The 13,069-nt window shown below is 24.7% G+C and carries 13 protein-coding genes; 11 read left to right on the top strand and 2 right to left on the bottom strand.

The annotated features are described in order from the left end of the window. From SDIMI_RS02755 to SDIMI_RS02730, 6 genes are all read left to right on the top strand, one after another. Positions 1–1,416, top strand: coding sequence for a glycoside hydrolase family 1 protein (locus SDIMI_RS02755; RefSeq protein WP_020836475.1), 1,416 nt, complete (start codon positions 1–3; stop codon positions 1,414–1,416). A 234-nt stretch (positions 1,417–1,650) separates the two neighbouring features. Then, positions 1,651–2,247: a hypothetical protein gene (locus SDIMI_RS02750; RefSeq protein ID WP_020836474.1), complete on the top strand. Its 597-nt coding sequence runs from the start codon at positions 1,651–1,653 to the stop codon at positions 2,245–2,247. Positions 2,248–2,347: 100 nt separating this feature from the next. Then, positions 2,348–3,133, top strand: coding sequence for a hypothetical protein (locus SDIMI_RS02745; RefSeq protein WP_020836473.1), 786 nt, complete (start codon positions 2,348–2,350; stop codon positions 3,131–3,133). Between the two features lie 62 nt (positions 3,134–3,195). Then, the gene (locus SDIMI_RS02740) at positions 3,196–3,972 is read left to right on the top strand and encodes a hypothetical protein (protein ID WP_148285810.1); all 777 of its coding nucleotides are present in this window, start codon (positions 3,196–3,198) and stop codon (positions 3,970–3,972) included. A gap of 54 nt (positions 3,973–4,026) precedes the next feature. Continuing rightward, on the top strand, positions 4,027–5,004 hold the full coding sequence (locus tag SDIMI_RS02735) for a hypothetical protein (protein WP_020836471.1): 978 nt from the start codon (positions 4,027–4,029) through the stop codon (positions 5,002–5,004). A gap of 207 nt (positions 5,005–5,211) precedes the next feature. Further along, positions 5,212–6,036, top strand: coding sequence for an aldo/keto reductase (locus SDIMI_RS02730; protein ID WP_020836470.1), 825 nt, complete (start codon positions 5,212–5,214; stop codon positions 6,034–6,036). A gap of 29 nt (positions 6,037–6,065) precedes the next feature. On the opposite strand, the gene SDIMI_RS02725 is transcribed toward SDIMI_RS02730, so the two are convergent. Next, positions 6,066–6,818 (bottom strand): MurR/RpiR family transcriptional regulator, encoded by a 753-nt coding sequence (locus SDIMI_RS02725; protein ID WP_020836469.1) that lies wholly within the window; start codon positions 6,816–6,818, stop codon positions 6,066–6,068. A 121-nt stretch (positions 6,819–6,939) separates the two neighbouring features. On the opposite strand from SDIMI_RS02725, the gene SDIMI_RS02720 reads away from it, so the two are divergent. The 4 genes from SDIMI_RS02720 to SDIMI_RS02705 all read left to right on the top strand — a co-directional run bounded on the left by SDIMI_RS02720 (position 6,940) and on the right by SDIMI_RS02705 (position 10,952). Next, positions 6,940–8,298, top strand: coding sequence for a glycoside hydrolase family 1 protein (locus SDIMI_RS02720; protein WP_162138150.1), 1,359 nt, complete (start codon positions 6,940–6,942; stop codon positions 8,296–8,298). 4 nt (positions 8,299–8,302) lie between these two features. Then, a complete protein-coding gene (locus SDIMI_RS02715) occupies positions 8,303–9,994 on the top strand; it encodes a PTS transporter subunit EIIB (RefSeq protein ID WP_020836467.1) in 1,692 nt (563 codons plus the stop codon). An 84-nt stretch (positions 9,995–10,078) separates the two neighbouring features. Further along, entirely contained in the window at positions 10,079–10,606 is a 528-nt protein-coding gene (locus SDIMI_RS02710) for a hypothetical protein (RefSeq protein WP_020836466.1), read from the top strand. A 109-nt stretch (positions 10,607–10,715) separates the two neighbouring features. Then, positions 10,716–10,952, top strand: coding sequence for a S1 RNA-binding domain-containing protein (locus tag SDIMI_RS02705; protein ID WP_020836465.1), 237 nt, complete (start codon positions 10,716–10,718; stop codon positions 10,950–10,952). Positions 10,953–11,149: 197 nt separating this feature from the next. Here the strand turns inward: SDIMI_RS02705 and SDIMI_RS02700 are convergent, their stop codons facing one another. Next, complete coding sequence (locus SDIMI_RS02700) at positions 11,150–12,145, bottom strand: alpha/beta hydrolase (RefSeq protein ID WP_020836464.1); 996 nt, start codon at positions 12,143–12,145, stop codon at positions 11,150–11,152. A gap of 399 nt (positions 12,146–12,544) precedes the next feature. Between SDIMI_RS02700 and SDIMI_RS02695 the strand changes: the two genes are divergently transcribed. Continuing rightward, positions 12,545–13,060, top strand: a complete 516-nt coding sequence (locus SDIMI_RS02695; RefSeq protein WP_020836463.1) for a hypothetical protein — start codon at positions 12,545–12,547, stop codon at positions 13,058–13,060. Positions 13,061–13,069: the final 9 nt, after the last annotated feature.

Below are 13,069 nucleotides of genomic sequence, written 5' to 3'. Positions count from 1 at the left end.
ATGAAAAATATACCAAAAGATTTCTTATGAGGAGCGTCAACAAGTGCCTATCAAGTAGAAGGGGCATGAGATGCTGATGGGAAAGGCCCATCAGTTCAAGATGTTAAGTCAGGAGGATTTATTGCTGGATTAAATATTAAAGATATAACAGATTTTAAAGTAGCAGCAGACCATTATAATCATTGAAAAGAAGATGTTGCTTTAATGGCTGAAATGGGATTTAAATCTTATCGTTTTTCAATTAACTGAACAAGAATTTATCCAACAGGAGTTGAAACAACTCCAAATGAAAAAGGAATTAAGTTCTATCATGATTTGATTGATGAATTAATTAAAAACAAAATTGAACCATTGGTTACAATACATCACTTTGATTTACCAAATTATTTAGAAGAACAAGGTGGATGAAATAATAAAGAATTAGCAGTTGAAGCATATGTTAAATATGCAACAACTTTATTCAATGAATATAAAACTAAGGTTAAATATTGACAAACAATTAATGAGCAAAATATGGTTATTATGTTTGGTCACTTACTTGGAAAAAGAATGACAGGCGTGGATAAAGGTGAAGAATCATATCAAATGTTCCACAACATGAATATTGCACAAGCAAAAGCAATATTGGCTTTAAGAACAATTGATAAAGATGCTAAAATTGGACCTGCTCCAAACATCTCTTTAGTCTATCCTGAAACAAGTAAACCCGAAGATGTTCTTGCAGCACATAACGCCAATTTAATAAGAAATTGAATTTATATTGATCCATTTGTAAAAGGTGAATATGATCAAATTCTATTAAATTTCTGAAAAGAAAATAATTACAATATTCAAATGACATCAGAAGAAATGGACTTATTTAAAAAAGCAAAAATTGACTTTATTGCTTTTAACTATTACAGTTCTATGACTGTAAAAGCTCCAACAAAAGATCAAGATTTTGTTGTTGGAGATCAACAAATGGGATTTAACTTGGAAGGAATGTTCCAATCTGCTAAAAACTCTAACTTAGAAAAAACAGAGTATGGTTGAGAAGTTGATCCTATTGGATTTAGATTAACAGCAAGAGCTTTACACGATAGATATAACTTACCAATAGTTATAACTGAAAATGGACTTGGTGCAAAAGATGTACTAACAGATGATGGTAAAATACATGACGACTATAGAATTGATTATTTAAGAAAACATATTGAACAAATTCCAGACATTATAAATGATGGAGTAAAACTATTTGGATATAATCCTTGAAGTGCAATTGATTTAGTTTCAACACATCAAGGTATTTCAAAAAGATATGGATTTGTTTATGTAAACAGAGATGAGTTTGATTTAAAAGATATGAAAAGATATAGAAAAGATAGTTTCTATTGATACAAAAAAGTAATATCTTCAAATGGAACTGATTTAGATTAATAAAAGAAATCAGTAAAATTTAACTGTATTTTCTTTTAATAGTTTTAAAAACTAAACACCAATTTATTGGTGTTTTTTTTATTTATATATAATAATTATTTATGACAATAAATAAATATATTAAATATAAAAAATGGTTATATATTTATTTCAATAATTTTTCTCAAATTTAATTTGTTAATTTTAATATATAGCAACTATAAAACTTTTTAAAATAATGAGGAGATATTAGAATTGAAGAAATTAAAAAATATATTTACCATAAATAGAGGACTGATTATATCCAGATATGAACATTTTGAAAATAATTGTCCAAATTGTAATAATAGTATTTACATTATAAAACAGCAATGAAATTATGAACAAAAAAAATTTTGTGTAAAAATTAATCAAAAATTTATAACTAAAAAGGGAGATATAATAATTAAAACAAATTATCCGTTTAAATTAAAATATATTAAAGATGAAGAGAATTTAATTGTCTCATCAAATCATATTATCATTAAAAGCTCTTTAGTTTCAAATTTGATTGATACTAATCAATTAGCAATATTTTTACAAAAAGAATTAATTGACACTTTTTTAAAAAGTATTGATAGCTTAAAAAACAAATATTTAATTACATTAAAAAAAACCATGATTGAATCATTTAAAATTAATACAATAAATTTTAAAAATCACATGATGGAGATTAAAAAGCAATTTGAAGAAGTAAACAGTTATTTTGATAAAAAAATTTTATCTATTAATGACTTATTGAATCAGAAAATTATTGATCAAAAACAATTTGATGAACTTAAAAATGAAATCATTGAATTAGTTTTACATTAATTGTTATAGATTTTATATAACAATTAATAAAAAAGATTCCGTTATATATTAATTAAAAGAAATATTTAAAAAATTTTCTTTAATATATAGGGAGTAAAAAATGAAGTATTCAATTTATCCAACATACAATAAATTATGTATTTTTTGTAAGAGCAATTTTAGATATGTTTTAACAAATGCCTTTAAACAAAAAAAGTTAGAAATGGTAAGTTTACTTGAAGTAAAGTTTGTTAATAAAAAATCGGACAATGAAATTAAACCTTTCTTTTGAATTAAACATGAAGAAAAGTATTTTGGTTTTTTCTATAAAACTGATCTATCTACTTTAAAAGATTACAAAAGTATAATAAACAAAGCAGACGTAATTGAAATTAATTCGAATCAATTAGATATATCAAATGACTTAATTATTGAACATAATACAGATCTTAATAATTTTGTCTCTACATTGAGAAAAAAATATATAAAAGATACAAGTTATAAAAACTATATAAATTTTAATAACGATAAAGAAGTAGTTTATATGAATTCTAATCAAAGTTGAATAAAAATAATGCTTATATTAATTTTATTATTATTTATATGATCATCTGTTATGACAGTTTATGTAATTACTAATAGATGTATAGTTGAGCCAATAAAACCAGAACCACCTGATCCACCAGAACCACCTGAATTAATAGATATTACTGAATTACTACCAGGAGCTTATTTAGGACAATTTAGTACAAAGCAAGATGCAAGAAATAGAATTAATAATATAATTTTTAAAACTAAATATATAGTTTTAGTTGATGATTCACAAGATGAAAAATTTATATTAACAGGAGATGAAAAAGCAGGATATATTGGTAGTTCAATTTATACATATGAAATTAAGAAATAAAAATCCTTTTATATAAATTAATCTTAATATCTTAATAAGTATCAATATATAGGGTTGGTTGGTTGGAAAAGAAAGGATCAATGATGATAAAAATATTATGTTTTATTGCTGGTTTTTCTATTACATCTCCAGCATTAGTAACTACAAATAATATAAATCTTGTAAATAAAAAACATAATAACATATTAAATTATCAAAACTTAATTGACATAAATTTGAGATTACCTGGGGGAGACTTAGGAAGGTTTGAATCATTTGCTGAAGCAAATACTAGAATGCAAAAATTAATTACAGATAGTAGTTATTCAGTTTTAATAGAATCTAAATATGAAGGACTTTTTATTTTAAGAGGAGATGAATCAAAAGGTTATACTGGTTTAAGTTTATATGAATATACCTTAACAAATAAAAGTATATTAAATAAACTTCCAGGAGCTTATTTAGGAGTATTTGATACAAAGGAATTAGCAAGAATTCAAATGGATAAAATAATTCAAGAAAGTGAATATAAAGTTACTGTTGACGATAGTCAAGAAGATAAATTTATAGTTTCAGGAAATATAGCAGAAGGTTATTCAGACTCTTCTGAATACACTTATAAAATAGATGAACGATATACAAATATAACAGAAAAGTTACCGGGAGCTTATTTAGGTTTCTTTAGATCAAAAGAATTAGCAAGATCGAGAATGGACTCAATGATTTCAAAAACTGGTTATGTGGTTTTAGTTGATGATTCTCTTGAAGGAAGCTTTAGACTTTCTGGGGATAGAAATGCTGGATTTATTGGTCAATCAATTTACACATACGAACTTTATGAGAGTAAAAAAGTAAATTAGTTTTTTATTAATTATTAAAGCGGTCGCTGGGGTTGGAATTGAAAGGAAATTTAAATGAAATTTTTACTAAGTATTATTAGTGCTTCATCAATTGGAGCACCAATATTACCAATAGTTAACAACACTAATAATAATTTGATTATAGAAAATAATAATGAAATAGAAAAAAATCCAAGAGCAATTAATATTGAAGATAGATTACCTGGGGGAGATTTGGGAACATTTGTTTCAAAAACTGCAGCTAGAAGATCTCTTAACTTGATAATAGCTGCAAGTGGTTATGCAGTAAATGTGGATGAAAAATATGAAGGATTATTTATTGTAACTGGAGATGAATCAAAAGGATACACTGGAACTTCACTTTATCATTACAATTTAATTCTAACTGATATAACAACAAAACTACCTGGTGGTCATTTGGGAGAATTTTCTTCAAAAGCTAATGCTCGTATAGAATTAGATAGACTAATTGCACAATCTGGATACAAAGTTGAAGTTGATGATAGTGAAAAAAATGAATTTAGAATAACTGGTATTAAAGAAGAAGGTTATACAGGAACTTCAAAATATACTTGAGATATCAATTTATTTGATATAACAAATATATTAGAAGACAGAAGTATTGGAAGCTTTAGAGGTGTAAATGAAGCACTAATGGAAGCACAAAAAGAAACTTTCAAATATGGTTTATTACTAAACCAAGTTAATTATTCAGTTGAAAAAATTACAAATAATGCGGGAATAATAATTGTAAGTGGAAATGAAGAAAATGGTTTTACAGGAAATGTAAAATGATATTTCAGTACAACTAAAAATGATTTATATTTAGTTTTATTTAATGAAAAATCAGTACTTAGTTCAAATAATGAAACAAGTGCACTTAAAGAAATTAATTCAGTTCTTGCTAAATATAATTTAACAAATGATGTATCTGTAACTAAAATTATAGGAGTACCATATAGTTTTAGAGTTGTGCCAAGAACTGTTACATATACTGGATGAAAACAATTTTATTGAGTTAATAGAGATTAAAGATGTTAATGCAATTATTTAGTACAAATAATTCATAAACTATCTTTTAATATAAAAAATAATAATATTGATCTAAAGATTATTTAGGTCATTAAAAATCATATGAGATGTAAAATTCTTGTATGATTTTTTTTAATAAAACTTTAAAATTAAAACTCATTTTAGCTTTAAAGTTTTATAATCAACTTAGATTAGGAGAATCAAAAAATGAATAAAGTATTAGAAAAAACTTTAAAGTTTAATAATGGATTAGAAATCCCACAAGTTGGTTTAGGAACATATAAAATAACTGATGAAAGTGAAAATTTAGAATCTATTAAAGCAGCTTTAGAAAATGGTTATAAACATATTGATACAGCTTCAATATACAATAATCATAAAACTGTTGCTAGAGCAATTAAGGAAAGTAATATAAATAGAAAAGATTTATTTATTACTTCAAAAGTGTGAAATTCACATCATAAATATGAAATGGCAAAACAAGCAATTGATGATATTTTAAATGAATTAGAATTGGATTATATTGATTTATTATTAGTTCATTGACCTACAGAAGATAGACTTGAATGTTGAAAAGCATTAGAAGAAGCTGTTGAAGAAGGGAAAGTAAAATCAATTGGTGTAAGTAATTTTCAACCTCAACACATTGAAGAACTTTTAAAAGTTTGTAAAATAAAACCAGTAATTAATCAAATAGAATTACATCCTGCTTTACAAAATCAACAAGTAGTAAAAATTTGTAAAGAAAATGATATTTTAGTTGAATCATGAGGAACAATGATTAGAGGAAAATGCTTTGATATTGAAGAAATTCAATTACTTGCAAAAAAATATAATAAAAGTACAGCTCAAATTTGTTTAAGATGAGCTTATCAATTAGATTATGTAATTATTCCAAAATCATCAAAACCTTCAAGAGTAATTGAAAATGTTCAAATAGGAGATTTTGAATTGACTTTAGAGGATATGAATTTATTGGCAAGTATTAAAGAATATAGAGATGGACCAGATCCAGATAACTTTGATTTTTAAAAAAGAAAGACTATTAAGGTCTTTCTTTTTTATAATTTGTAAACTATATAGCTCATTAAATACATAATTAGGGAACTTCTTGTAGATTCTAAAAATGTTCCTCTATCATAATAATCAACAATTATTATTTCTTTAAATTTGTCAAATTTATGTTTCTGAGATGGTGAGCAAATAATAAAAATATTATTTGTTTTTTCTTTTAATAGATTATAAAAATTTATTATATACTGATTATCAAGTCCAAAGGCAATAATTATAAAAACATCTTCCGTAGTTGCTCTATTTACTCAGGCTTCATTTAATTTTCTTTGATAATTAAAATAAGCATTATACCCAAGTAAGTTTAATTCACTTACAAATAGTTCTGTATTAAATAATTGCTGGTAACAACTTATTGAATATACATTTTTAGCTTTTTTTATATCATTAATTAAATTGTTTATCTTTTCTTCTTGAATATCGATTAAATCAATTGATTTATTAATTAAATTTCTATAATTATTATTATTTTTAATATCAACATCTTTTAAAGCTGATCAATCGTAGTATTCTGTTTCTACTTTAATTCTTATAGCAAGTTCTTTAAAACCATCATATCCATATTTTTTTGCAAATGCAGTTATAACAGATTCGGAACAAAAACTTTCCTTTGAACACTCATTAATCTTTGGTGTTTTTTTATTTTGAATACAATCTAATAGATAATTCGCAATAACAACATGAGTTTGATTTTCTGGATTACTTTTAATTAAAATTAATTTTTCTTTAATACTTTTGAACATTTTTATCACCTTAAATTATATTAGCAAATTTTTTCTTATTTTCAAAAAAAATTCTCCATTTAAAAAATATATTGTAAAAAAATCTTCCATTAAATAAACTTATAGTGGGGGTGGAAAGATGATGAAATTTCCAAAAAACTTTCAAATTGGGGCATCTATGAGTGCCATGCAAACTGAAGGTAAAGGTATTACAAATATTGGTGAATTAGCTTTTGATCAATATTTTAAAGAAAGTCCTGAATTATTTCATAATAATATAGGGCCAGATATCACATGTGATATTACAAGACATTATAAAGAAGACATAAAAATGTTTAACCAAATAGGATTGGATTCAGTAAGAACTGGTTTTTCCTGAGCTAGATTATTTCCTGATGGAGTAAATATAGATAAAGATGCAGTAGATTTTTATCATGATTACATAAATGAATATAGAAATAATAATATAAAAATCATTATGACATTATTTCATTTTGATATGCCACTTTGAGCTCATAAAAAAGGTGGGTGATCTTCTCGCGAAGTAATTGAATCTTTTATAAAATACTGCGAATTTATTTTTAATGAATATGGTGACGATGTGGATTATTATGTAACATTTAATGAACCATTAGTTCCTGTATATGAGGGATATTTAAATGATAAACATTATCCCGCAATTGATGATCCAAAACAAGCAGTTCAACAAGCTTATGGTATTTTTTTAGCGCATTCAAAGGCAATACTAGCTTTTAGAAATTTTAATCTAAAAGCACCAATTGGAGTAGTTTTTAACTGAAATTACACTTATGCTTTTTCAAATTCAAAAGAAGATATAGAAGCTGCAAAAGTTTATGATGCATATGTTAATAGAGGACCATTAGATATTATGTATAACGGTACTATTAATGAATTATGATATAAAACATTATCTGATTATTCAATTCTTCCAGATTACACAAAAGAAGAAATAAAAATTATTAAAAAAACAAAAGTTGATTTTTTAGGTATTAATTATTATTTCCCTTGTCGAGTGAAAGCAAAAAGTAATGGTAAAAAAAGATGAATAATGGATGAATTTGTTATTGAAATACCAAAGAACGCAAAGATTAATCCACATCGTGGTTGAGAAATTTATCCTGAAGCACTTTATGAAATAGGAATGGAATTAAAAGAAAAGTACGATAATATTCCATGATATATTGCAGAAAATGGTATGGGTGTTGAAAATGAGGAAAGATTTAGAGATGTGGAAGGAATGATAAATGATGACTATAGAATTGAATTTCTAAAGGATCATATGTCACAAATTAAAAAAGCTGTAGATGATGGTTCAAATTGTTTTGGATATCATATCTGAGCAGCTCTTGATTGTTGAAGTTTTAGAAATGCATTTAAAAATAGATATGGCTTGATTGAAGTTAATTTGGAAGACCAAACTAGAAAATTTAAGAAATCAGCGTATTGATATAAAAAATTAATTGAAAGTAAAGAGGGGTAAAAAAATGATTAAAAAGAAATACATTGACTCAGTTCAGGATCTTTTTAAAGATTTAGGTGGATATGAAAATATAAATTATTTTACTCATTGTATGACTAGAATGAGATTTCATTTAAAAGATTGAAGTATAGTAAATGAACAGAAAATAAGAGAAAGCTCATATGCAACTGGAATTAACAAAAATGAAGGTGGAGATGAGTATCAGATAATAATTGGTATGGATGTTGCTGATTTTTATGAAACATTTTGTCAAATAAATGGTTATGATATTGATGGACGTAATGTTTTATCAAATAATGATAAAGAAAAAATTAATTTTAAAACAAAACAGATTGAAGAAATAAATCAAATTAAAGGAAAATTTAGAGTAAAAGGTATAACAAATAAATGTCTATCTTTTGTATCAAAAGTATTTTCACCAATTGTTTATCCATTAATCGGATATGGATTATTATTGACAATTTGATCTCTAATGACAGTTGAATGAAATGGTAAGGGAACATCTCTTGCGCAAACAGTTCATTTCTTTGGAGAATTCGCAGGTATACTAGATATTTTAACAAGTACCTTCTCACTATTCATTACAATAGCTGTTTCATATACAGTTTTTAAGGCTATGAGATGTAGTTCAATTTATGGAATTTTAATTGGAGTTGTTTTAACAGCTCCAGGATTAGTGTCAATGGGAAATGTTGAAGTGGGTCCTGGAGAAACAATTCTTGGTAAATATCCAGGATGAACAATATTTGGAGAAGGAATTGTATATCCTTGAAAAATTAATTTTAATGGATTAATGGTTCCAATGATTGGGATAGCTATTTTTGGAGCATATATGGAAAGATGAACTTCAAAAATTTCAAATACAACAGCCAAAAATATATTAAGTCCTGTATTAATAATAGGTGTTACATTTATATTTGCAATATTTATCGTAGCTCCTATTGGAATGTTATTTACAAATTACTTATCAATTTCTGTTAATTGATTAAGTACTAATTACATTGCTAAATATATTGCTTTACCATTACTTGGTGCTTTATATGGGCCATTAGTTATTACTGGTTTACACCATTCATTAACTCCAGTTATTCTTCAAGGACAAGCAGCATATGGAGCAACAATAATTCAGGGACTATGTACATTATCAAATGTATCTCAGGGTGTTGCAACAGTAGCTTTTGTTGTATTAAATAGAAGAGTTAGACAATTAAAAGATTTAGGTATATCAAATGGAGTATCTGCAATTGTTGGAGGAATAACTGAACCTTCATTATTTACAGTAAATTTGAAACACCTTTATCCATTAATTGCTTGTTCAATAGGTGTATTTTTTGGTAGTTTAGTTCTTGTTGCTTCAAATACATATGCATTACAAGGTGCAAGTTCGATTTTTGGATACTTAATGTTTCAACATAAAGCTCCTGAATTAACAGGAGTGAGTACTTGAATTGGTGGCGGATTTTTATGAGGTGCAATATCAATTTTAGTAAGTTGTATAGTTACTTTCTTTATGACATTAATATTGGGAAAAATAAAATTCTTTGCAAATAGAACGAGAGATTTATTATTAGAAGAATATAATGAAGATATAAATGAATTAAAATTAATACCTCCTAGTGAATTTAAATTAATTTTAAAAAAAGAAAGAGAAGATAAAAAAAGTTTAAAACAACAATTAAAAATAGAAAAAAAATAATAAATAAAAAACTTAATTGAGTAATTAAGTTTTTTATTTATTAAATGTTAAAATACATTAGATCATGAAAGAAGATGAACTCATATGAGAATAATTCCTTATGAACTTTATAAGTATTCACCAGATCTTTGCTTAACTGCATTAAGAAAAGAATTTGGAATGTATGATTATTGTTTAAATGTAAATCCAAATAATAAAGCAATGCAACCATTTTTAGATTTAAAAAGAAACTACTTTAATATGCTTATATTTAAATGAGTAGAGGAAATGACAAAAAGAGGGCATTACATAAATACATTTCATTCTTTTTATGCAGAAAATAATTCATTTGAACCCATTAAAACAGATTTCTTTTTAATTCTTGAGTGCATTATTCAATGAGATTTAAAAGACTTTTATCCATACAATACAAAATTAAAATGATATGAAATATCATTAGAATATTTAAAAAATAGTGACTATAAAGATTCAGATTTTAGTTTAGAAAAGTATAGTCACTTATTAGAATGATATAAAAATAATTTTATGAGTTTAAATAATTCAAATAATCTTAAGCCAAAGAATTTAGATATATTAAAAGTAATAGAATATTTTAAAATATTTTTACTTTAGAAAAATTAAATAATATTTCTTTTATTTCTCTTTATTTTTTACTTTTTTATTGTTAATTCCACTTTTATAAAAAAAATAGTTTATAGTTATAAGTAAAGGAGAACAAAACATGGGTACAATTGTAAATATTACTATTACTAAAATCGTTGACTTTGGTGCATTCTGTGATGCTGAAATCGATGGTAAAATCTACAAAGGTCTAATTCATATTTCAGAAATTGCTGATGCTTACGTTACTAACGTAGCTGACTACGTAACTGTAGGTCAACAAATGGATGGATATGTTATTTCAGTAGATGAAAGCAAAGACCAAGCTAAGTTATCATTAAAAAGAGTATCACAATAATAATTTAGCATTTATTTAAATAGGGTTTTGGTTCTAGTATTAATTTACAATTGTCTTACTTTATGTTAAATTTCTAAATGTTTTTATTAAATGATGTTGTTTTATATTAATAATTAAGCTAAAAACTTCTCAAAAGAGAAGTTTTTATTTTCTATTTTAAATAAATTAAATAAAAAACTCGTATATATACGAGTTTTTTATTTTACAACAAAGCCAATTGTTGTTTGCATATAGTCTTTCATGTTTTTATGCATTGAACTTGAGTGTTTTGCATTTTCATATAATTTCAGTTGACTTTGATTTGAATTTTCTGATAGATGTTTTAAGTGATATAAAACAATAGAGTTGTGATACATTATAAAGTCATCTTCTTTTCCATGAATAAACAATATTTTAAGATCACGTACTTGTTCACCTAAATTAAGTAGATCTACATCCTTTATATTTGCTTTTGCATATTTTTTAAAGTTTCTATTAATACCTAAACTCATAAATCATCATGGTATTATCATATATTTTTTCAAGAAGAACCTAATTTGAGGAATTGCTTGAGTAAATGGACAATCTGAAATTAATCAATCTACTTTGTTTTCTTCATAGTATTTTTTTGCAAAGTATAAAGAACTTGTAGCTCCCATACTTGTACCAAATACTCCAATTTCTTCTACATCAAATGTTTGTTTTAATCATGTAATAACATCATTTAATACTTTAGCATTTGTAAGACCAAAATCTGAATATGCACCATAAGTTAATCCATGTGCAAATGCATCAAAACAAAGTATATTGTATCCTTGATCATAGAAGTGATAAACTCCACGAAGTCCCATATATTTGTTTCTTTTAAAACCATGAAGTCCAATAACTCATTTTTTTGAATTTTTGTTTCTTACAGTAATTGCACTAATTTGCTCTGATCCAGATCCAATGAAAAACTCATTTATCTGTTCTTTTTTAATGTTAAAGTTTGTCATTTTTTTGACTTCTAAGTCATACAATAAGTGCTCATAGGTGTTAAATTCAACACCTTTATATTGACCACTTCTTGTGTATTTAAATAAGTACGGTACAAATGCTATTGAACATATAATTGATAATATTAATACAACTGGAAATAAAATAATTATAAATGTTATATTTAATCAATTATAATGATATTTTTTAAGTTTTTTCAAACTTTTTTTGTAATTCATTATTATCATCCCTTTAAAATGATTTTAAACAATTTTAGACAAAAATATAATAATTTATTATAAAAATTAATATAAATAACTATTCAAAGGAATTTTAATTTTTCAAAATTTTTTTAAAATGCTCAGGAATAAATATTTTAAATTACAAAATTGATAAAATTAAATTGCCTTAGATTAAGGTAGGGTTAAATAATAATTGTATTTAGCTCTTTGTTTGATTATTGATTTGAAATTAATTTTACTTTTAAGGTATTCAAGAAGATGAAATAATAGGAATTAATTTTTTAATATCCCACTTAGCTAATTGATTCTTTATTAATTAATCTATTTTTTATATAAATAAAATAACTAGTTTTTTACTAGTTATTTTATTTATAATTTTAAAAAGGGAGTATTAATATGCAAGCAAACAATTTTTTAAAGCAGTTAAGTTCAATTTTAAGTAAGCAAGGATGTAGCCAAATAGAATTTTATGAACCAAAAGATGTTCAAGTTATGGATGGTAATTCTAAAATAGAGCTAAAAGAAGTTTATAAAGTTCATTATTTAAATGGAAATTATAAATTTGTTAATTTTTATTTCACATTTGATAATAGAGATTGACTTGTTAAAGCAAGTAATCAAAATTCCGTTTCTCACTATTTAGATCTTTTTGGAAAAGAAAAAGCAGAAAGAGAAAAGCTTTTAGAGTTATATCTTGATAAACCAAGCGTTTTGGGATTAAATACATTAATACCATCCTTACAAATTGGTCCAGTTCTTCTTTTAGAAAAAGTAACTGATGGACAACTTCATATTTTTGTACATATTTTAAAAAATAAAAATATGTCAACTCAAAGTCTAACTAATTTTGATTGCTTATTTATAGATACTCAAGAAGAATTTTTCAATAAATTCTTAACAATGTGAATATAAGAGGTGTTA

This window comes from Spiroplasma diminutum CUAS-1 (assembly GCF_000439455.1).
Lineage (GTDB): Bacteria > Bacillota_I > Bacilli_A > Mycoplasmatales > Mycoplasmataceae > Spiroplasma_A > Spiroplasma_A diminutum.
Note: the sequence above shows the minus strand (reverse complement) of the source record. Positions and strands in the feature narration are given on the sequence as shown.